General features: G+C 47.0%; 17 protein-coding genes. 7 read left to right on the top strand and 10 right to left on the bottom strand.

From position 1 onward, the window contains the following. Positions 1-11 precede the first annotated feature (11 nt). The 5 genes from atpA to glmU all read left to right on the top strand — a co-directional run bounded on the left by atpA (position 12) and on the right by glmU (position 5891). Positions 12-1553 carry a F0F1 ATP synthase subunit alpha gene (gene atpA, locus AB6E78_RS10270; protein ID WP_102321083.1) on the top strand — a complete coding sequence of 514 codons (1542 nt, stop codon included), beginning with the start codon at positions 12-14 and terminating at the stop codon, positions 1551-1553. A 48-nt stretch (positions 1554-1601) separates the two neighbouring features. After that, complete coding sequence (atpG, locus tag AB6E78_RS10275) at positions 1602-2468, top strand: F0F1 ATP synthase subunit gamma (RefSeq protein WP_017058793.1); 867 nt, start codon at positions 1602-1604, stop codon at positions 2466-2468. 34 nt (positions 2469-2502) lie between these two features. Further along, entirely contained in the window at positions 2503-3906 is a 1404-nt protein-coding gene (gene atpD / locus AB6E78_RS10280; RefSeq protein WP_017058792.1) for a F0F1 ATP synthase subunit beta, read from the top strand. A gap of 18 nt (positions 3907-3924) precedes the next feature. Continuing rightward, a complete protein-coding gene (locus AB6E78_RS10285; protein WP_017058791.1) occupies positions 3925-4347 on the top strand; it encodes a F0F1 ATP synthase subunit epsilon in 423 nt (140 codons plus the stop codon). A gap of 182 nt (positions 4348-4529) precedes the next feature. Beyond that, a complete protein-coding gene (glmU, locus tag AB6E78_RS10290; protein WP_017058790.1) occupies positions 4530-5891 on the top strand; it encodes a bifunctional UDP-N-acetylglucosamine diphosphorylase/glucosamine-1-phosphate N-acetyltransferase GlmU in 1362 nt (453 codons plus the stop codon). A 124-nt stretch (positions 5892-6015) separates the two neighbouring features. Here glmU and punC read toward each other — a convergent pair whose 3' ends face one another. Continuing rightward, on the bottom strand, positions 6016-7227 hold the full coding sequence (gene punC / locus AB6E78_RS10295; RefSeq protein ID WP_017063021.1) for a purine nucleoside transporter PunC: 1212 nt from the start codon (positions 7225-7227) through the stop codon (positions 6016-6018). 163 nt (positions 7228-7390) lie between these two features. Here punC and punR point away from each other — a divergent pair, with 163 nt between their 5' ends. Further along, complete coding sequence (gene punR, locus AB6E78_RS10300) at positions 7391-8305, top strand: DNA-binding transcriptional activator PunR (protein WP_372133394.1); 915 nt, start codon at positions 7391-7393, stop codon at positions 8303-8305. 97 nt (positions 8306-8402) lie between these two features. Here the strand turns inward: punR and ilvA are convergent, their stop codons facing one another. Genes ilvA through ilvG form a run of 5 tightly spaced genes read right to left on the bottom strand, consistent with a single transcriptional unit; the run spans position 8403 to position 14739 of the window. Further along, positions 8403-9947, bottom strand: a complete 1545-nt coding sequence (gene ilvA / locus AB6E78_RS10305; RefSeq protein ID WP_102426595.1) for a threonine ammonia-lyase, biosynthetic — start codon at positions 9945-9947, stop codon at positions 8403-8405. Positions 9948-9950: 3 nt separating this feature from the next. Continuing rightward, complete coding sequence (gene ilvD / locus AB6E78_RS10310) at positions 9951-11792, bottom strand: dihydroxy-acid dehydratase (protein WP_017058786.1); 1842 nt, start codon at positions 11790-11792, stop codon at positions 9951-9953. A gap of 33 nt (positions 11793-11825) precedes the next feature. Beyond that, positions 11826-12794, bottom strand: coding sequence for a branched-chain amino acid transaminase (locus AB6E78_RS10315; protein WP_017063017.1), 969 nt, complete (start codon positions 12792-12794; stop codon positions 11826-11828). A 12-nt stretch (positions 12795-12806) separates the two neighbouring features. Next, the gene (ilvM, locus tag AB6E78_RS10320; protein WP_017055442.1) at positions 12807-13091 is read right to left on the bottom strand and encodes an acetolactate synthase 2 small subunit; all 285 of its coding nucleotides are present in this window, start codon (positions 13089-13091) and stop codon (positions 12807-12809) included. A 1-nt stretch (position 13092) separates the two neighbouring features. Further along, on the bottom strand, positions 13093-14739 hold the full coding sequence (gene ilvG, locus AB6E78_RS10325) for an acetolactate synthase 2 catalytic subunit (protein ID WP_048657824.1): 1647 nt from the start codon (positions 14737-14739) through the stop codon (positions 13093-13095). Between the two features lie 472 nt (positions 14740-15211). On the opposite strand from ilvG, the gene AB6E78_RS10330 reads away from it, so the two are divergent. Beyond that, positions 15212-16735, top strand: coding sequence for a YifB family Mg chelatase-like AAA ATPase (locus AB6E78_RS10330; RefSeq protein WP_019825526.1), 1524 nt, complete (start codon positions 15212-15214; stop codon positions 16733-16735). Between the two features lie 64 nt (positions 16736-16799). Here the strand turns inward: AB6E78_RS10330 and AB6E78_RS10335 are convergent, their stop codons facing one another. The 4 genes from AB6E78_RS10335 to ccoG form a co-directional block, all read right to left on the bottom strand. After that, entirely contained in the window at positions 16800-17753 is a 954-nt protein-coding gene (locus AB6E78_RS10335; protein ID WP_019825524.1) for a DUF2860 domain-containing protein, read from the bottom strand. A 205-nt stretch (positions 17754-17958) separates the two neighbouring features. After that, positions 17959-18558 carry a thiol:disulfide interchange protein DsbA/DsbL gene (locus AB6E78_RS10340; RefSeq protein WP_055318939.1) on the bottom strand — a complete coding sequence of 200 codons (600 nt, stop codon included), beginning with the start codon at positions 18556-18558 and terminating at the stop codon, positions 17959-17961. A 53-nt stretch (positions 18559-18611) separates the two neighbouring features. After that, the gene (locus tag AB6E78_RS10345; protein WP_146492808.1) at positions 18612-19598 is read right to left on the bottom strand and encodes a serine/threonine protein kinase; all 987 of its coding nucleotides are present in this window, start codon (positions 19596-19598) and stop codon (positions 18612-18614) included. Between the two features lie 73 nt (positions 19599-19671). Further along, positions 19672-21090, bottom strand: a complete 1419-nt coding sequence (gene ccoG, locus AB6E78_RS10350) for a cytochrome c oxidase accessory protein CcoG (RefSeq protein WP_017063014.1) — start codon at positions 21088-21090, stop codon at positions 19672-19674. Between the last annotated feature and the right edge of the window lie 67 nt (positions 21091-21157).

Here is a 21157-nt window from a genome sequence, read left to right on the forward strand (position 1 = left end):
GGGATTGGAGCATGCAACTTAATTCCACTGAAATTAGCGATCTAATTAAACAACGTATTGAATCTTTCGACGTTGTTAGTGAAGCTCGCAATGAAGGTACTATCGTTTCGGTAAGCGATGGCATCCTTAGCATTCACGGCCTAGCGGACGTGATGCAAGGTGAAATGATTGAACTACCGGGTGGCCGTTACGCGCTAGCACTTAACTTGAACCGTGATTCGGTTGGTGCTGTTGTAATGGGCCCATATGCTGACCTACAGGAAGGCATGAAAGTTACAGGTACGGGTCGTATTCTCGAAGTACCAGTAGGTCCTGAAATGCTTGGTCGTGTGGTAAACACGCTAGGTGAGCCAATTGATGGTAAAGGTCCTATTGATGCGAAATTGACTTCGCCTGTAGAAATTATCGCACCAGGTGTAATCGACCGTAAATCGGTAGATCAACCTGTTCAAACTGGTTACAAGTCAGTTGACTCAATGATCCCTATCGGTCGTGGTCAGCGTGAACTTATTATCGGTGACCGTCAGACTGGTAAAACAGCAATGGCGATCGATGCGATTATTAACCAAAAAAATTCTGGTATTTTCTCTATCTACGTTGCAATCGGCCAAAAAGCGTCGACTATCGCTAACGTAGTTCGCAAACTAGAAGAGCACGGCGCACTAGCAAACACTGTTGTTGTTGTTGCATCGGCTTCTGAATCTGCAGCGCTGCAATACCTTGCACCGTATGCTGGTTGTGCGATGGGTGAATACTTCCGTGATCGCGGTGAAGATGCACTGATTGTTTATGATGATCTATCTAAGCAAGCTGTCGCTTACCGTCAGATCTCACTACTGCTTAAGCGTCCACCAGGTCGTGAAGCGTTCCCTGGTGATGTTTTCTACCTTCACTCTCGTCTACTAGAGCGTGCTGCTCGTGTAAGCGAACACTACGTAGAAGAATTCACTAAAGGCGAAGTGAAAGGCAAGACGGGTTCTTTAACTGCTCTTCCTATCATCGAAACGCAAGCTGGTGACGTATCTGCATTCGTACCGACGAACGTAATCTCGATTACCGATGGTCAGATCTTCCTACAAACTGAGCTATTCAACGCGGGCGTACGTCCAGCTGTTGACCCTGGTATCTCAGTTTCTCGTGTAGGTGGTTCGGCGCAGACTAAAATCATCAAGAAGCTATCTGGCGGTATCCGTACTGCTCTAGCTCAATACCGTGAACTTGCAGCATTTGCTCAGTTCTCTTCGGATCTTGATGAAGCGACTAAGAAGCAGCTAGACCACGGTCAAAAAGTTACAGAACTGATGAAGCAGAAGCAATACGCTCCTATGTCTGTATTTGACCAAGCTCTAGTAATCTTCGCTGCAGAGCGTGGATACCTTCAAGACGTTGAACTTTCTAAAGTTCTAGACTTTGAAGCTGCTTTACTGTCGTTTGCTCGTGGTCAATATGCCGATCTAGCAACACAGATCGACACAACGGGTGCTTTCAATAAAGAAATCGAAGCTGAGCTGAAGAAGCTTGTTGACGATTTCAAGGCAACCCAGACCTGGTAATTGGTAGGTGGTCTTAGGGCCACCTCATACCATTAACGGAGAGTAACGATGGCCGGCGCAAAAGAGATACGTAATAAAATCGGTAGTGTTAAAAGCACACAGAAGATTACGAAAGCAATGGAAATGGTAGCAGCTTCAAAAATGCGTCGTTCTCAAGACGCAATGGAAGCTACTCGTCCATATGCAGAAACAATGCGTAAAGTGATCGGTCATTTGGCTAATGGTAGCCTCGAGTATAAGCATCCTTATCTTGAGGAACGTGAAGCCAAACGTGTTGGTTACATCATCGTTTCTACAGACCGTGGTCTTTGTGGTGGTTTGAACATTAACTTGTTCAAAAAAGCCATGAACGACATGAAAGATTGGTCTGAGAAAGGTGCTGACGTTGAACTTGCAATTGTAGGTTCAAAAGCGACAGCATTTTTCAACAACAGCGGCGCGAAAGTAGCAGCTCAAGTTTCTGGTCTGGGCGATCGCCCAAGCCTTGAAGACTTGATTGGCTCTGTAAGCGTTATGCTGAAGAAATATGATGAAGGCGAATTGGATCGCCTGTTCGTAGTGTTCAACAAGTTTGAAAACACTATGGTACAAGAACCAACGATCGATCAATTACTTCCTTTGCCTAAATCAGACAGCGAAGACATGAAACGCGATCATGCTTGGGACTACATTTATGAGCCTGAGCCAAAACCACTACTAGATGCACTACTGGTTCGCTACGTCGAATCTCAAGTATATCAAGGTGTGGTCGAGAACCTTGCTTGTGAGCAAGCGGCTCGAATGATTGCTATGAAATCAGCAACAGATAACGCTGGTGACATTATTGATGACTTAGAACTTGTGTACAACAAAGCGCGTCAAGCGGCAATTACACAAGAACTTTCTGAGATCGTTTCAGGTGCAGCTGCGGTTTAAGCTTAGGTAAAACTAAATAGTTAGAGGATTAACGATGGCTACAGGTAAGATCGTACAGATCATCGGTGCGGTAGTCGACGTAGAGTTCCCACAGGGTGAAGTACCTCGTGTATACGACGCTCTGAATGTTAATGAAGTACAAGAACGTCTAGTTCTTGAAGTTCAGCAACAACTTGGCGGTGGCGTAGTTCGCGCAATCGTAATGGGTAGCTCTGATGGTTTACGTCGTGGTTTGACAGTTGAAAATACTGGCGCTCCAATCTCAGTACCAGTAGGTACTAAGACATTGGGTCGTATCATGAATGTCCTAGGTGACGCGATTGATGAGTGTGGCGAGATTGGTGCTGAAGAGCATTACGCCATTCACCGTGAAGCTCCAAGCTACGAAGAGCAGTCTAACGAGACAGCTCTTCTAGAAACTGGTGTTAAAGTAATCGACTTGATTTGTCCATTCGCTAAGGGTGGTAAAATCGGTCTATTCGGTGGTGCTGGTGTAGGTAAGACCGTTAACATGATGGAACTTATCAACAACATCGCACTTCAACACTCAGGCCTATCTGTATTTGCAGGTGTAGGTGAGCGTACTCGTGAAGGTAACGATTTCTACTTTGAGATGCAGGAAGCAGGTGTTGTAAACATCGAAAAACCTGAAGAATCAAAAGTAGCGATGGTTTACGGTCAGATGAACGAGCCACCAGGTAACCGTCTACGTGTTGCCCTGACTGGCCTAACAATGGCAGAGCGCTTCCGTGACGAAGGTCGTGACGTTCTACTGTTCGTTGATAACATCTACCGTTACACACTAGCAGGTACTGAAGTATCAGCACTTCTAGGTCGTATGCCTTCTGCGGTAGGTTACCAACCTACACTGGCTGAAGAAATGGGTGTTCTACAAGAGCGTATCACGTCAACTAAAGCTGGTTCTATCACGTCTGTACAGGCGGTATACGTACCTGCGGATGACTTGACTGACCCGTCTCCAGCAACAACGTTCGCTCACTTGGATGCAACGGTTGTACTTAACCGTAACATCGCATCTATGGGTCTATACCCTGCGATCGACCCGCTAGATTCTACTTCACGTCAACTGGATCCATTGGTAGTTGGACAAGAGCACTACGACATCGCTCGTGGCGTTCAGTCTACTCTTCAGCGCTATAAAGAGCTGAAAGATATCATTGCTATCCTAGGTATGGACGAGCTATCTGAAGAAGATAAGCAAGTTGTATCTCGTGCTCGTAAGATTGAGAAGTTCCTAACTCAGCCTTACCACGTAGCGGAAGTATTTACAGGTGACCCAGGCATTTACGTACCTCTTAAAGAGACTCTACGTGGCTTCCAAGGTCTTCTATCTGGTGAATACGATGACATTCCAGAGCAAGCGTTCATGTACTGTGGTGCAATTGACGAAGCTATCGAGAATGCTAAGAAGCTATAAGGCTAACTAGGAGGCGATATGGCAGCAATAACCTTTCACCTAGACGTTGTAAGTGCAGAGAAACAAATTTTCTCAGGCCTTGTTGAGACGTTTCAGGTGACCGGTAGTGAGGGTGAACTTGGTATTTTCCATGGTCACTGTCCACTGCTGACCGCTATCAAGCCTGGCATGGTGCGTATTGTTAAGCAGCACGGCCACGAAGAAATCATTTATGTTTCTGGTGGTATGGTAGAAGTTCAGCCTGGTACAGCAACTGTACTGGCTGATACAGCTATCCGTGGTGAAGAGCTAGACGCAGCAAAGGCGGAAGAAGCTAAGCGCAAGGCTGTGGAGAATATCCAAAATCAGCATGGCGACATAGACTTCGCACAAGCGGCCGGTGAACTGGCTAAAGCCATTGCTCAGTTACGAGTTATCGAACTGACAAAACAGCGTCGTTAATCTTTTTAAGATTACAGACTCTGAGATAAAGGCGACCTAAGGGTCGCCTTTTTGCATTTTTAGATTCTCAAAAATGCTTCTTTTACGTATCACTACTGGTTAAATGGTTATTGCGATTTAATTTTTTGCCCAAAAACGGTTACAATATCGGCTTAATAAAAATAACGTTGGATAGGTTTACAATGAAGTTTAGCGCGGTAATTCTCGCGGCGGGCAAAGGCACTCGCATGTATTCAAACACACCAAAGGTTCTGCACACACTTGCGGGTAAGCCAATGGTGAAGCATGTTATCGATACATGTAATGGTTTAGGCGCTCAAAACATCAACCTGGTTTACGGCCACGGTGGTGATCAGATGAAGGCTACTCTAGCTGAAGAATCTGTAAACTGGGCACTGCAAGCTGAGCAGCTGGGTACGGGTCACGCTGTGGATCAAGCATCTGCACATTTCGCTGATGATGAAAAAGTATTGGTGCTATACGGTGATGTTCCACTGATCTCACCTGAAACCATTGAAAACCTATTAGACGCTCAACCAAACGGTGGCATCGCGCTACTTACTGTCGTGTTAGACAACCCGATGGGCTACGGACGTATTATTCGTCGTAATGGCCCTGTTGTGGCTATCGTTGAACAGAAAGATGCAACGGATGAGCAGAAGCTTATCAAAGAGATCAATACCGGCGTTATGGTGGCGACTGGTGGCGATCTGAAGCGCTGGTTGTCAGGTCTAAGCAACGACAACGCACAGGGTGAATATTACCTGACTGACGTTATCGCTGCGGCTCACGACGAAGGTCGTGCAGTTGAAGCGGTACACCCAGTAAGCCCAATTGAAGTGGAAGGCGTTAACGATCGTTCGCAACTGGCTCGCCTAGAGCGCGCTTACCAAGCTACGCAAGCCGATAAGCTATTGAAGCAAGGCGTGATGCTACGCGACCCTAGCCGCTTTGATCTACGCGGTGATCTGCAGTGCGGTATGGATGTCGAGATCGATACTAACGTTATCATTGAAGGCAGTGTCAGCATTGGTGATAATGTGGTTATTGGTACGGGATGTGTACTGAAAGACTGTGAGATTGACGACAACACCATCGTTCGTCCATACAGCGTTATTGAAGGGGCAACGGTGGGGGAAGACTGTACCGTTGGTCCATTCACTCGCCTACGTCCGGGTGCCGATATGCGTAATAACTCGCACGTCGGTAACTTTGTTGAAGTGAAGAACACTCGCCTTGGCGAAGGCTCTAAAGCCAACCACCTGACTTATCTTGGGGATGCTGAAATTGGTCAGCGCGTAAACGTGGGTGCGGGTGCAATTACTTGTAACTACGATGGGGCGAATAAGTTTAAGACCATTATTGGTGATGACGTGTTTGTTGGTTCAGATAGTCAATTAATAGCGCCTGTTACGATTGGTAATGGTGCTACCGTTGGAGCTGGCTCTACCGTAACACGCGATGTTTCTGAAAATGAGCTAGTTATCAGCCGTGCGAAAGAACGTAAGATTGCTGACTGGCAGCGTCCGACTAAGAAAAAGTAGTCTCTTAATAAATAAGATGATTTAAATGAAAGTCAGTAGTACCGCTACTGGCTTTTTCTTATTTATCTAGATATAAAAAAAGAGCGAGTAATCTCGCTCTTTTTTGTTTTCGTTAACTTAGAAACTAGTCTTGTTTCTCGTCAGCGACTACTCGAGAGTTGTCAGGTGTCGCGAAGTGTTCAGAAAGCTCTTTGTTCGAAACAATATAGCCAACCCACAACGCACCCAAACAGATCACAACGGCAATACCCGTCGCGCTTAGTGCTTGGCTAGCCATTGCCGCGACCAATGCACTTGATAGGCCACTGATACTGATTTGCAGGCTGTTTTGTAGACCAGCAGCTGTTGCTGGGCTTTGTTTAGCGCTTGATAGAGCACGGTTTACTACGATTGGGTAAAGTGCGCCGTTTGCGACAGCAATCAAACAGAAAGGCGCAAGTAGAGGCCAGATTGACGTCAGTTCCCACTGTGATGCGATAAAGATAAGCATCGCCGCTACACTGAACAAACCGATAAGGTTTCTTAGTACAACGCCATCGCCATATTTCTTCACTGCTTGCTTACCGAAGTAACCACCCGCCATGAACGCGATTGTTTGTGGGATAAAGCTCAAACCGATGTCTTTTGCTTCATAACCTAGTTGAGCCATGATCTCTGGCATACCCGTTAGGTAAGCGAAGAACGCTGCAGATGCTGAAGCAAACATTAAGACATTACCCATGTAAGGCTTTGATTTAAGCAACATCTTGATGTCTGTCTTAATCGATGTCTGTTTTACTTCAGGTGCTTCTTTTGGTTGAGCCATTGTTGTCGCCACTAGCAGTGCACCCATCAAGGTTAATGTGATGAAGATGCTGTGCCAGCCAAAGCTATCCGCCAGTAACACACCTAGCTGAGGTGCTAATGCAGGAGATAGCGCAACCAAAGGCATGATGGTTGCAAAAATTTGTTGGCTACTGCTTTGTGAGTAACGCTTGATAACCATTGCTTGCCAGATTACCGCAGGAGCACATACGCCGATCGCTTGAATGAAGCGCAGTGTCAGTAGATGCCATACCTCGGTGCTGAATGCTAAGCCGAATGAAGCTGCAGTAAAGATAACAAGACCAACCGCCAGCGTATTACGGTGACCATACTTGTCACTCGCCAGACCCCAAAGAAGCTGACCCATTGCCATACCGCCAAGGAATACCGTTAAAGACAGGGCAATCTGCTCTGGGCCGGTTGCGAAATCAACTTCCATTGCCTTAAATGCAGGAAGGTACATATCGGTCGCAATAAAGCCAAGCATTGAAAGAACTGCAAGGTAGACCAATTGAAATTTAGAAATATTCATAAGATGCCATTAAGCTAAAGGTAGTGATGTTTTTATCATCAAAAAAATTGTTTGATATACAGAAGTGAAAGCCCCTGTTTATTTATGCTGACATTCTATTTTTCAGACCTGATAAAATAAAACGCTAAAATATGTGGTTATCAATCAAAAAATTTGAAGGCTTATGTTCTCTAAATCCTCTTTAGAAATGCTCGATACGGTAGCGCGCTTGGGCAGTTTTACCGCGGCGGCTGAGCAGTTGCACAAAGTGCCCTCGGCGATCAGTTATGGTGTCAGACAGGTCGAACAAGAACTGGATGTGCTGCTTTTCAGGCGTTTACCGAGAAAGGTTGAGCTCACTCCGGCAGGTGAACTGTTCATTGAAGAGGCGCGTGCACTACTGAGGCAAATGGAAGAGGTCAGTGCCCAGACTCGTCGAGCAGCTCGAGGTTGGAAGAAAACCTTGCGTCTGACGCTCGATAATGTGGTGAAGCTCGACAAGATGAAGCCGATGATTGAAGAGTTCTATCAAACCTTTGAGTTTGCCGAACTTCAGATCAACATGGAGGTATTCAACGGCTCATGGGAAGCGATTGCACAGGGCAGGGCGGATATCGTGATTGGCGCCACCTCAGCTGTGCCAGTTGGTGGCGATTTTGAAGTCAAAGACATGGGGCAATTAGATTGGGCATTTGTAATGTCGCCAAGTCACCCGTGTGTGCGCGAACAGAACCTCAATGAAGAGTTCGTGAGCCAATATCCAGCCATCTGCTTGGATGATACCTCCAGTGTGCTCCCTAAGCGACACACAGGCCACTACTCAAGTCAAAGACGCCTGTTGTTACCCAATTGGTATAGCGCAATTGAATGCCTTAAAAATGGAATAGGGGTGGGTTATATGCCGAGGCACATTGCCGCGCCAATTATCGAACAAGGCTTGCTGGTGGAAAAAATACTGCCTGAACCGAGTCCGCAGAGTCATTGTTGTTTGGTGTGGCGAAAAGACGATAACCATAAGTTGATCGAGTGGATGGTGAAATACCTAGGATCGAGTGAACAACTTCACCAAGATTGGTTGGATCATCGCAAGGCGGTCTAATGATCTTAGCGAGAAGATCCTTTTCAAGTTTGAGTTGAATCAGCACCAATAAAAAGAGCGAGTAAATACTCGCTCTTTTTGATTCGGTCGTTAACTCTTATGACAAGAAGAACTTGTAGGAAGGGTTATCGGTTTCATCTTTACACTGATAGCCAAGCTCTCGTAGATGTGTTGAGAACTGAGCTAAATCATCATCATCCAGTTCGAATCCACACAATACACGGCCGTAATCAGCGCCGTGGTTACGGTAGTTGAACAGGCTGATATTCCAATGGGTACCTAAGGTATCAAGGAACTTAATCAATGCTCCTGGGTATTCAGGAAACTCGAAGCTGTATAGGCGCTCTTTCAATGGTTTTGATGGTTTGCCACCAATCATGTAACGAATGTGCAGTTTTGCCATCTCATCATCAGACAGATCGACGACTGGATAGCCACCTTCACGCAGGTCGTTGATGATGTGATCGAGTTCTTCTTGTCCACCATTGAGACGTACACCGACGAAGATGTTCGCTAGGCTGTCATCGTTATGACGGTAGTTAAACTCAGTCACAGCACGGCCGCCAATGATATTACAGAACTCTAGGAAGGCACCTTGTCGCTCAGGAATAGTAACCGCAAGTAGACCTTCGCGCTTTTCACCCAGCTCACAACGTTCAGACACATAGCGCAGACCATGGAAGTTGGTATTAGCACCAGAAAGTACAGTTGCCAGTTGTTTGCCTTGCAGTTGGTTCTGCTCTGCAAACTTCTTTAAACCAGCCAGAGCAAGCGCACCAGAAGGCTCGGCAATCGCACGAGTGTCTTCAAAGATGTCTTTGACCGCAGAGCAGATCTCATCGCTAGACACGGCAATGTGACCATCGATGTACTGCTGACACAGACGGAATGTCTCTTCACCAATGCGCTTAACCGCAACGCCATCGGCAAACATGCTGACTTGATCCAGTACTACTGGCTCACCGGCATCCAGTGCTGCTTTCAAGCAAGATGAATCTTCAGGTTCAACCGCGATGACTTTTATTTCCGGCATCAATTGCTTAACTAGCACGGCAACACCCGCAGCCAAACCACCACCACCGACAGGCACAAAGATGTAATCCATGTGACCATTTTGCTGAAGCATTTCCATACCCATGGTGCCCTGTCCGGCGATCACCAATGGGTGATCGAATGGAGGCACAAAGGTGTAGCCATGTTCAGCGGAAAGGCGTTCTGCTTCAGCTTTAGCTTCATCAAAGTTGCTGCCGTGTAGAACTACGTTACCGCCAAAGCCACGTACCGCATCAACCTTGATGTCTGGCGTGGTTTTTGGCATCACAATCGTAGTCTGAATGCCCAGCTTAGAGCCAGACAGCGCCATACCTTGAGCATGGTTACCTGCCGATGCTGCAATCACACCTGCGGCTTTCTGTTGCTCTGAAAGGCTTGATACCATGTTGTAGGCACCACGTAGCTTGAACGAGTGGACCGGCTGACGGTCTTCACGCTTTAGCTGAACCTGATTACCAATGCGAGCACTTAAGCGAGGCATCTCTTGCAGAGGTGTCACGATTGCGGCTTCGTAAACTGGCGCTCTCAGGATCTGACGCAGATAATCTGCGCCAGTTTGTTTTTGGGGACTGACCGTGTCATCACTCATAGACTAGCCCTCTAGCTTAGACTTATCACGCACGGCGCCTTTGTCGGCACTGGTTGCCATGCTTGCGTAAGCTTTCAGTGCGAATGAAACTTCACGCTGACGGTTTTCTGGTTTCCAGCCTAGTGCGTCTTGCTTAACACGACGCGCTTCTAGTTCAGCTTCAGGCACATCAAGTGTGATCGAACGGCTAGGGATGTCGATAGTGATGATATCGCCAGTGTTTACTAGACCAATCACACCGCCACTTGCTGCTTCTGGAGAAGCGTGACCGATAGACAAACCGGATGTACCGCCAGAGAAACGTCCGTCAGTTAGAAGAGCACAAGACTTACCTAGACCCATAGATTTTAGGTAGGTAGTTGGGTAGAGCATTTCTTGCATGCCCGGACCACCTTTAGGACCTTCGTAACGGATAACAACCACTTCGCCTGCTTTTACTTTACCCGCTAAGATGCCGTCTACGGCTGTGTCTTGGCTTTCAAATACGATAGCAGGACCTTGGAATTTCAGGTTCTCTTCATCAACACCTGCTGTCTTAACGATACAACCGTCAACGGCGATGTTGCCTGAAAGTACGGCTAGGCCACCTTCTTGGCTGAATGCATTCTCTTTAGTACGGATACAACCTTCTTTACGGTCGTCATCAAGACGATCCCAACGGCAATCTTGTGAGAAGGCTTTGGTGGTACGAATACCTGCTGGGCCCGCGCGGAAGAACTTAAGTACCGCTTCGTCTTCTGTCTGCATGATGTCGTATTGAGCTAGCTGCTCTTGCATGCTTAGGCCAAGTACAGTGCGAGTTTGGTTGTTCAGTAGGCCTGCGCGGTCTAGTTCACCTAGGATAGCCATAACACCACCAGCGCGGTGAACGTCTTCCATGTGGTATTTAGGTGTTGAAGGCGCAACCTTACATAGGTGTGGAACGCGACGAGACATCTCGTCGATATCACCCATATCAAAGTCGACTTCACCTTCTTGAGCTGCTGCCAATAGGTGAAGAACGGTGTTACTAGAACCGCCCATTGCGATATCCAGTGCCATCGCGTTTTCAAATGCTGCGCGGTTTGCGATGTTACGAGGCAGTGCTGATTCGTCATCTTGCTCGTAGTAACGCTTGGTTAGGTCAACGATGCGCTTACCAGCATTGATGAATAGCTCTTCACGGTCTGCGTGGGTTGCTAGCATAGAACCGTTACCTGGCTGAGATAGACCAAGCGCTTCTGTTAGACAGTTCATTGAGTTCGCTGTGAACATACCTGAACATGAACCACATGTCGGACATGCAGAACGCTCTACTTGCTCACTTTGCTCATCAGAAATGGTTGGATCGGCACCTTGGATCATTGCGTCAACAAGGTCTAGCTTGATGATTTGATCGGAAAGCTTAGTTTTACCCGCTTCCATTGGGCCGCCTGATACAAAGATCACTGGGATGTTAAGGCGCATTGCTGCCATCATCATTCCCGGAGTGATTTTGTCACAGTTAGAGATACATACCATCGCATCCGCACAGTGAGCATTCACCATGTACTCTACTGAGTCTGCGATAAGCTCACGTGATGGCAGTGAGTACAGCATGCCACCGTGACCCATTGCGATACCATCATCAACTGCGATGGTGTTGAATTCTTTAGCGATACCGCCCGCTTTCTCGATTTCACCTGCTACCAATTGACCCATATCTTTAAGGTGAACGTGGCCTGGTACGAATTGAGTGAAAGAGTTTACAACTGCGATGATTGGCTTACCGAAGTCATCATCTTTAACGCCAGTTGCACGCCATAAAGCGCGCGCACCAGCCATGTTGCGTCCGTGGGTAGTCGTTGCTGAACGATAGATTGGCATTGCTTAAATCCTTATAAAATATTTGGCTGTTGCTTACTTAGTTGTTTGCGTTTGGTTTTCTGAAGTTTGGTCTGCTGGGTAAACGTAGTCTAACCAGCCCCACTTATCTTCAGTGGTTCCATTGAATAGACCAAAGTAAGCCGCTTGAACTTTTTCAGTGATAGGACCGCGTTTGCCTTCACCTACTGTAATTTTGTCTACGCTGCGAACCGGAACGATTTCCGCCGCTGTGCCTGTCATGAATACTTCATCGGCAAGGTATAGCGCTTCACGAGCAATGTTCTCTTCACGGATCTCATAACCCATGTCTTTTGCTAGTGTCATGATCGAATCACGCGTGATACCCGGCAGAATCGCACTGGTCGCTGGTGGTGTGGATAGCACGCCGTTACGTACCACAAAGATGTTCTCACCAGCCCCTTCAGAAAGGTAACCATCAACACTCAGTGCGATGCCTTCATCGTAACCATGACGGCGAGCTTCGCCACCAACTAATAGTGAAGATAGGTAGTTACCACCGGCTTTTGCTGCGGTTGGGATCGTGTTTGGAGCGGCACGGTTCCAGCTAGAAATCATTGCATCAACGCCGTTTTCTAGTGCTTCTTCGCCTAGGTAAGACCCCCAAGGGAAAGCAGCGATGATCAGTTCCATCTCAGTATTTTCTGGCGGGCAGACACCCAAACCAACGTTACCTACGAAACCTAGAGGGCGGATGTACGCTGACTCTAGCTTATTTTGGCGTAGCGTTTCGCGAGTCGCTTCCATAATTTCTTCCTCAGTGTAAGGAATAGGGAAGCGATAGATTTTTGCTGAGTCTTTTAGGCGCTTAGCATGTTCAGGGTGACGGAAGATAACCGGCCCTTTTGGTGTGTTGTAACAACGAACACCTTCAAACACAGAAGTACCGTAGTGCATTGCGTGAGTCAGGACGTGAACGTTCGCCTCTGCCCAAGGAACCATCTCACCGTTAAACCAAATATAGTCTGCTGTTTTAGCTGTCATGTTTGCGGTTCCTTATGCGTTTATCTTTTGTTGTAAGTTGTTGTTTGGCAGTTCATTACGGCTGATCGAGATAACGTCAACGGTACGTACATCCCACAGCTTTTCGATTTGGTTTACCAAGAACGAGATCGGACGGTCACTGTCTACGATGATCTCAACACTCGCCACTTTGCTTTCGTGGTTTTGAGTGCCCGCAACTTGCTTAACAATGAAGCCACGGTGGCGGATAACACGAAGAACACGCTCTAGTAGTACAGGCTTATCATCGGCTTTGATGTCTAATAGGTATCTTTTCATGTTATGTGTTCTCCAACATCTCACTGTTTGAAGCACCTGGCGGTACTAGTGGCCATACGTTTTCTTCTTCATCGATAAGAACATGAAGTAGGTAAGCGGTTTTGCTCTCTAGCATCTCTTTCAATGCTGGTTCTACTTCTTCTTTACGAGTGATGGTTTTGCCCGGGATATCGAACGCTTTCGCGAGCATCACGAAATCAGGGTTGTCATCTAAGATAGTTTCACTGTGGCGGCCATCAAAGAACAGCGATTGCCATTGGCGAACCATGCCCAAACGAGAGTTATTAAGCAGTACCATCTTCACTGGGATCTGACGACGCTTCAATGTGCCAAGCTCTTGAATGTTCATCATGAACGAGCCGTCACCAGAGATAAGTATAGATTGGTCGTCAGGACGCCCAACCGATGCACCCATTGCAGCTGGCAAGCCAAAGCCCATGGTGCCTAAACCGGCAGAGGTAATGAAGTTCTGTGGATCGCGAGGCTGAATGTGCTGAGCTGCCCACATTTGGTGTTGGCCCACATCAGTCGATACGATAGAGCTTGCTGGCATCATGTCTGACAGTTGCTTCAACAGCAGTGGAGCAAAAATCAGATCACCAGGGTGGTCGTAACGCCATTTGAATGAGCTACGAAGACCTTCAGAGTGATGAACCCAAGAGGAGATGTCTTGGCTTAGCTCTAGTTGAGGCATGATCTTGTTGATGTCACCGCGAATTGGCGCATTGGCAAGACGCAGTTTGCTGAACTCAGCGGCATCGATATCGATATGGATAACCTTCGCGTGTGGCGCAAAAGTATCGAGTTTGCCTGTTACTCGGTCATCAAAACGGGCACCGACAACAATCAGTAGGTCACTCTCTTGAACTACAAGGTTAGCGGCTTTAGTGCCGTGCATACCCAGCATGCCAAGGTAGTGTGGGTCATCACGTTCGATAGTTCCCAAGCCTTTTAGTGTGCTTACGGCTGGCATTGGGTTAAGGCGTAAAAACTCACGAACCGCATCGGTTGCTTTAGCAAGTTGAACACCACCACCTACGTATAAAACAGGACGGGTTGCTTGAGATAAGAAGTACTGCGCCTGTTCAATGGCATCAGTTGTTGAAACAGGAATTGCGGGTGGAGTAAATTCAGGAAGAGAGTTAACTGGAGCTTCAGCCAGTTGAACATCTTTAGCGATATCGACGATAACCGGGCCAGGACGACCAGACTTCGCAACCACAAACGCTTCAGCGAGGGTTGGAGCAAGATCTTCAATATCAGTCACTAGGTAGCTGTGTTTAGTACATGACAGAGACATACCAATCACATCCATTTCTTGGAATGCATCGGTACCAATGTGGGAACTTGCAACCTGACCTGTGATTGCAACCATTGGGATAGAGTCCATAAAGGCATCAGCAAGGCCAGTGACTAGGTTGGTTGCACCTGGGCCAGACGTTGCCATACAAACAGCGACATCTTGTGTTGCTCGAGCCATGCCGATCGCGGCCATAGCAGCGCCTTGCTCATGGCGACATAGGATATGTTCAACCCCGCCGTCATAGAGTGCATCGTAGATTGGCATGATGGCACCACCTGGGTAACCAAATACGGTCTCAATTCCTTGTTGCTTGAGTGCGGATACGACTAGTTCTGCGCCTTTCATCGGAATTCTCCCGTATTACCTTTATTTTGGTAACTGTTTCCTTTGTCTCTGCACATCTTGTGCTCCCATTCTTCCTGTAAATCGGCAAAGCCGAAAATGCTCAAAAATATAAAAATCGAATGTTTAAATTAGAAAAAACCCCCGGACTTGTCAGTGCGGGGGTTTTTTCTAATTCGTGGTTACTTTCTTCCCACTCGCCCCCGCGCAGTCTTAATAATGACTACGATAATCAGGTTAATCAGTGCGTAAATGCGAGCGTTAAAAATCATAATATTCGAGTTTTCTCGTTTATTGTCTTCAGTAAATTTCTACATCTCTAGTGTTATCACACAAATCTGCCGCATGACAAGGAAAATGTCATTCTTTTTTCACATTAAAACACCATTCCACCAAGCTATATAACAACCTTATAGCTTTGGTGAGCAACGAATATCCAGAGCGAATACTTTTAAATCAAAGACAAAGGAAAGTTATGGGACTCGCGATAATTCATAGTCGAGCTAGTGTGGGTGTAGAGGCGCCAGAAGTGACCGTTGAGGTGCATATAAGCAACGGAATGCCTGGTTTTACGCTGGTAGGTCTACCTGAAACAACGGTCAAGGAATCTAAAGATCGAGTGAGAAGCGCGATCATCAATTCCCGCTTTGAGTTTCCATCCAAAAGAATCACGGTCAACCTCGCCCCTGCCGATTTACCCAAGGAAGGAGGTCGTTTCGACCTGCCAATCGCGCTTGGGATTTTAGTGGCATCGGATCAGCTACCGACATCAAAAATAGCTCAGCATGAATTCATCGGTGAGTTGGCGTTGTCAGGAGAGTTGCGTTCAGTAAAGGGCGTGTTGCCAGCGACGTTAGCCGCCGATAGCGTCGAACGATGCTTAGTTGTCCCACATCATAACGGCGATCAGGCTGCGTTGGTGGGCAAGGGAGCTCATAAATCAGCGCAAACCTTGTTGGAGGTTTGTGCTGACATGTGTGGACAGACTCAGCTTGGCCTATATAGAACGGAACATCATCAGGCTGATGTTTCAGTGCTTCGCGACCTACAAGATATTATCGGCCAACAACAAGGCAAGCGAGCTCTGGAGATAGCAGCCGCTGGAAATCACAACTTACTTTTCCTTGGCCCTCCAGGAACTGGCAAGACTATGTTGGCGTCTCGTCTGCGTGATTTGTTACCTGAAATGAGTGATGACGAGGCGATGGAAACTGCATCGGTCGCTTCGTTAACGCAGCAAGAGATCAATCAGTACAACTGGAAGCAACGACCTTTTCGATCCCCTCACCATTCAAGCTCAATGGCGGCATTGGTGGGAGGAGGCTCAGTGCCTCGCCCCGGAGAGATCTCTTTGGCGCATAACGGCTTATTGTTCTTGGATGAGATGCCAGAGTTTGAGCGTAAGGTGCTCGATTCATTACGTGAGCCACTAGAGTCGGGCGAGATTATTATCTCCCGTGCAGCGGGCAAGACGCGTTTCCCTGCGCGCTTTCAGTTGGTCGGTGCACTCAACCCAAGTCCAACAGGTTACTACGAAGGTAATCAAGCGCGGGCTAACCCACAGATAATCTTGCGCTATCTCAACCGTTTATCTGGCCCCTTGCTAGATAGGTTCGATATGTCATTGGAGATACCTCTATTGCCCAAGGGAATGTTGGCCGAAGGAGGTGACCGAGGTGAAACCACCCAAGTCGTAAAGCACAGGGTCAAACAGGCTCGTCAAACCATGTTATCTCGCAACCATAAATCAAATGCTTTACTCGGCAGTCGAGAAATTGAGAAGTATTGCCCACTGCGACGTGAAGATGCGGAGTTTCTTGAGACAGCACTCCATCGATTGGGGCTGTCGATTCGTGCCTATCACCGAATCATTAAGGTAGCGCGAACCATTGCTGACCTTGACGGTAACGAGCAGATAGAAAAGAAACACCTATCGGAAGCGCTGGGCTATCGAGCGATGGACCGATTGTTGAAGCAACTCACGGCTCAAGCTGTGTAGTAGTAAATAGAAAGCCTGCTTGTGTGCAGGCTTTAGTTTGATAATTTATTGGCGCTGGCTGGAGTTAGAACTTGTAGTTCAGACCGAGTGATACGATGTATTGAGACTCATCATAGAAGGTAATGTTCGAGTCACTAGTACCGTAGCCTGCAAGAGAAACAAACGACCAGTTTTCCCAATCCATGAATTGATCATATTCATACGCGGCGAATAGATTGATGTTATCGTCACTGCGTTTCTTTTGGAAAGTAATGCTGCTCGCATCGTAAGAGCGTTGGTTGTAACCCGCCGTTAGTGCGTATTGATGACGTCCCATGCCGCCAAATAAGCTTACCTCACCGCCAAACTGTTCATAAGAGGCAGCTTTGCCATCCGCAGAACTTGATTGGTAGATCAGTGACGGTACTAACATCATGGTACGACTGATTGGCTGACGATATTGACCTTTCAGGTAGAAAGTATCGGCGTCGCGTTTTAGCGCGTCTTCAACTCGATCATCTTTCACATCTTTGGTGGCGTAGGCCATGTCTAAAGAGAAAGCAGAGCCAGCGATGCTCTCTAGTGTTAAACGAAAGGCATTACCCGTCTCGTCGGTTTTGCTGCGAGCTGACGTCGTGTTGTACGGATCGGCCCAAGTCTCGCCAGACATAATAGTTGGCAGAATCGAAGCATCGATGGTCATGCCTGACTCTAGTTGGTATTTATAACCAACCTCAAGCACAACAGTACCCGTCGCCACATCATCACGCGCGGTACCTGTGTAAACCTGATGGTTCAGCTTTTCACCAAAGGTGTAAGCAATGCTACCGAGAGGCGCAACTAAAAACGAGCTCTCAGACGAAGCTTTCTGGTTAGTCGATGAGATCTTACTGTCAGCGTCGGTATTAAAATTTGAGGTTGAAGAAGTGACACCGGCGTTGATAGATATCTCACCACTGAAACCTGGCTCATCAGCAAGCTTGGCTAACGCGGGCGCAGCGGCAACGCTTAACGCCAATAACGTATATTTGATTTTCATTCAGAGGCTCCTTGCCCCAGTGATTGGTAGCAATAAATAGCTGTTAATAAAAGATTATAGAAAACAACAGAATATAAAGGTTAATTGGATAAATGGGAAACCGAACAGCATCCCAAGATGGTGTCTCTTGCAAGAAGTCATTAAAAAGCGTCAGGTACAAAAAAGGAAGCCGAAGCTCCCTTATTTTGTATTTTTGATTGTTTTTTTACTTTTTCAGTAAGAAGTTAACCAATTCAAAGTACTCGTCTAGGCTGCTGATGCCTTGCGCTTCTACTAAGTAACGGTTGTTAACTACAACAGCAGGTACACCAGAAAGGCCGCTGTCTTTGAATGCTTTGTCGAAGCGGCGAACCATAGAGTCGACCGCAAAGCCGTTGTATGCCGCATCGAATTTCTTAGCATCAACGCCTTCGTCTAGGAAGATTTGACGCAATTCTGCTTCATCGCGTGGTGGCTTGTTCATGGTGTGGATGCGGTTAAACATCACTGGCACCATTTTATCTTCAACTTTCAGGGCAATCATGGTTGCGTAAGCTTTGCTCATTGGCAGACCCATGTTGCCACCCATGAATGAAACATGGTTCTTCTGTAGCTTAGCGTCTTTTGGTAGCTGTTGTTTTAGCTGCTGGATGATTGGTTCAAAGCTATTACAGTGTGGGCAGTAGAAAGAGAAGAACTCTGTCACCATTGGTTTTTTTGATGCTTCTAGATCGAGAACTTTGTAGTGTTCACCTTCGTTAAATTTCGCAGCGTGAGCTGAAAGGCTCAACATGATCAATGAGAAAAATGCGAATAGCTTTTTCATTTATCCAATCTCCATTATGTTTGAATTTTTATCTAGTTGTGTTGCGATTGCTGTTACCACTGAGGCATTAACGAAAGTGGTGGCTCTTGCAGGGTAGCAATTTGCTCTTTACAAGCAAGTACTTGTTGCTCCCAATATTTTGGATCATTAAACCATGGGAAGGCTAGAGGAAATGCAGGATCGTGCCATCGTTTCGCCAACCATGCCATGTAATGCACCATACGTAGACCGCGTAGTGGTTCGATTAGTTTCAGTTGTGCGGTATTAAAATCGCAAAACTCTTGGTAACTCTCTAGCAAAATATCCAGTTGCATCAGCTTATCTTGGCGCTCGCCATTGAGCAGCATCCACAGATCTTGTATCGCAGGGCCGTTACGTGCGTCATCAAGATCGACGAACATTGGCCCATCGCGCCACAAAATATTGCCAGGGTGGCAGTCACCGTGCAGGCGGATATTCTCAATGTTGCTCGGCCACTGGCTCTCTAGCTCTTTGATCAGAAGGTCAACGTCATTGAAGAAGGCATTTTCTAGGTGCGTCGGGATAAACTGAGAGTTCTCTAGAATCTTACGTGGCTGATAAAGGTATTCATCTAAGCTGATGGTCGGGCGATGCTGGAATGTTCTTCCCGCGCTGGCTTTATGAATACGACCAAGAAAGCGTCCTACGCCTTCCAATTGATCTAGATTGTCAACTTCATACTGTCTGCCGCCAACACTTTCAAATAGTGCAAATAGGTAGCCTTGGTATTCATGTAAGGTTGCACCGTTGATTCGCATTGGAGGCGCAATCGGCATCTCTTGTTCGATAAGCTCGAGTGCGAAGTCATGCTCTTCTTGGATCTGTGCCTTGTTCCAGCGTTGTGGACGGTAAAACTTAACGACGTAGCGCTTACGGTCTTCATCGGTGAACTGATAGACACGGTTTTCGTAACTGTTGAGAGCGAGAAGCCCGGATTCAGCGCGAACTCCGATGCTCTCCAGTGCGTACCACATGAAGTCAGGAGTCAGGTTATCAAAGTTAAAGGCTTGCATCGTCATAGAATAAAAAAGGCTCATTACTGAGCCTTTTTCCATTTATTGGGTTGTTATACCAAGCACTACGGTGCGGGTATCAGAGCTTCTTGATAAAGCGGCTTTCGACTTCCATCGTAAACTCTTCATTATCCGAGAGTATAAACTGAATTGTCGAAACTGGTGAGCTCAGTTTTTCTGGGTCGGCGCCCAAACTGATAGGTAGGTTCAAAACCTCGCCTGGATCGACAGTAATCGTCTGTTTACCATACCAGATAGAATCGGGCAGTCCGCTAACATCGAGTTTGTACTCTTGCTCTTGTTGAGTCTTGTTGATCACTTTCAAGGTGTAGGTGTTTTCAACCAACCCTTGGTTATTGACTCTAAACAGTTGGTTTCGGTCACGCAGAACACTTAGGCCGGCAGGATCAACGCTCGCGATTTGGGCGAAGAACAAGCCCAGCATCACGATCAAGATAGCGCCATAGCCCAACAGCTTGGGACGCATTACCTTGGTCGAGTGACCTTCAAGTCTGTGCTCGGTGGTGTAATTGATCAGGCCTTTCTCATAGCCCATACGCTCCATCGTGTTGTCACAGGCATCAATACACGCGCCGCAGTTAATACACTCGTATTGCAGGCCGTCACGGATATCGATACCCGTAGGGCACACTTGTACACACAGATTACAGTCAATACAGTCGCCTAGACTAAGCTCTTTTGGATCGGCTTTACGAGAGCGAGGGCCACGGCTTTCACCACGTTCTGTGTTGTAACCAACGATGAAGGTGTCTTTATCGAACATTGCCGACTGGAAACGCGCGTAAGGACACATGTGCAGACAAACAATTGAACGCATCCAACCCGCATTGGCATAAGTACATCCAGCAAAGAACAGTACCCAAAACACCGGCCAGAAAGACGAGTTAAAGGTAAAGAAGCCAACCACTAACTCTTTGATTGGGATGAAGTAACCAACAAAGGTTAAGCCCGTCGCAATGGCAATCGCCCACCACGCAATGTGTTTGAGGGTTTTTCTGAGGATTAAATTGCTCGTCAGTTTGCCCGAGTCTTGTTTTCTTCGCTTATTGGCAGCGCCTTCTAGCTTCTCTTCGAACCAGATATACATGAAGGTCCAGACGGTTTGTGGGCATAAATAGCCACACCAGACACGGCCTAAGAAGGTGGTTATGAAAAACAGGCCAAACGCGGCAATCATAAATAGGATCGCGAGTAGGGTCAGATCTTGCGGGTATAAGGTGGTGCCAAAGAAGTTGAACTGTTGGCTGCCGATATCGAGCAAGATCGCTTGACGTTCACCAAAGGGAATCCATGGGATAAGCGCAAAAAGTAAAAGTAAGAACCAACCGCCATAGCGACGCAGTTGTTGGAATTTACCTTTGCTTTCTCGAACATAGATTCGGTTACTTGGGTTAAATCGATCTCCATTACCTTTATGTGTTTTCGGGTTAAAGGTTTTAGGAGTCACATCTTTGATATCGATTTTATCCTGACTCATGGACTATCCTTTTTGTGGCTTGTTTGCCCGGTTAAGTCGGGCATGACGACATTACTTGAAAGTATGG

This window comes from Vibrio sp. 10N.247.310.98, assembly GCF_041467395.1.
In the GTDB taxonomy this organism is placed as follows: domain Bacteria; phylum Pseudomonadota; class Gammaproteobacteria; order Enterobacterales; family Vibrionaceae; genus Vibrio; species Vibrio crassostreae_C.

Excerpts from the sequence above, each read along its gene's own strand:
- atpA (WP_102321083.1), top strand. The coding sequence starts at position 12 with ATGCAACTTAATTCCACTGAAATTAGCGATCTAATTAAACAACGTATT.
- atpG (WP_017058793.1), top strand. The coding sequence starts at position 1,602 with ATGGCCGGCGCAAAAGAGATACGTAATAAAATCGGTAGTGTTAAAAGC.
- atpD (WP_017058792.1), top strand. The coding sequence starts at position 2,503 with ATGGCTACAGGTAAGATCGTACAGATCATCGGTGCGGTAGTCGACGTA.
- AB6E78_RS10285 (WP_017058791.1), top strand. The coding sequence starts at position 3,925 with ATGGCAGCAATAACCTTTCACCTAGACGTTGTAAGTGCAGAGAAACAA.
- glmU (WP_017058790.1), top strand. The coding sequence starts at position 4,530 with ATGAAGTTTAGCGCGGTAATTCTCGCGGCGGGCAAAGGCACTCGCATG.
- punC (WP_017063021.1), bottom strand. The coding sequence starts at position 7,227 with ATGAATATTTCTAAATTTCAATTGGTCTACCTTGCAGTTCTTTCAATG.
- punR (WP_372133394.1), top strand. The coding sequence starts at position 7,391 with ATGTTCTCTAAATCCTCTTTAGAAATGCTCGATACGGTAGCGCGCTTG.
- ilvA (WP_102426595.1), bottom strand. The coding sequence starts at position 9,947 with ATGAGTGATGACACGGTCAGTCCCCAAAAACAAACTGGCGCAGATTAT.
- ilvD (WP_017058786.1), bottom strand. The coding sequence starts at position 11,792 with ATGCCAATCTATCGTTCAGCAACGACTACCCACGGACGCAACATGGCT.
- AB6E78_RS10315 (WP_017063017.1), bottom strand. The coding sequence starts at position 12,794 with ATGACAGCTAAAACAGCAGACTATATTTGGTTTAACGGTGAGATGGTT.
- ilvM (WP_017055442.1), bottom strand. The coding sequence starts at position 13,091 with ATGAAAAGATACCTATTAGACATCAAAGCCGATGATAAGCCTGTACTA.
- ilvG (WP_048657824.1), bottom strand. The coding sequence starts at position 14,739 with ATGAAAGGCGCAGAACTAGTCGTATCCGCACTCAAGCAACAAGGAATT.
- AB6E78_RS10330 (WP_019825526.1), top strand. The coding sequence starts at position 15,212 with ATGGGACTCGCGATAATTCATAGTCGAGCTAGTGTGGGTGTAGAGGCG.
- AB6E78_RS10335 (WP_019825524.1), bottom strand. The coding sequence starts at position 17,753 with ATGAAAATCAAATATACGTTATTGGCGTTAAGCGTTGCCGCTGCGCCC.
- AB6E78_RS10340 (WP_055318939.1), bottom strand. The coding sequence starts at position 18,558 with ATGAAAAAGCTATTCGCATTTTTCTCATTGATCATGTTGAGCCTTTCA.
- AB6E78_RS10345 (WP_146492808.1), bottom strand. The coding sequence starts at position 19,598 with ATGACGATGCAAGCCTTTAACTTTGATAACCTGACTCCTGACTTCATG.
- ccoG (WP_017063014.1), bottom strand. The coding sequence starts at position 21,090 with ATGAGTCAGGATAAAATCGATATCAAAGATGTGACTCCTAAAACCTTT.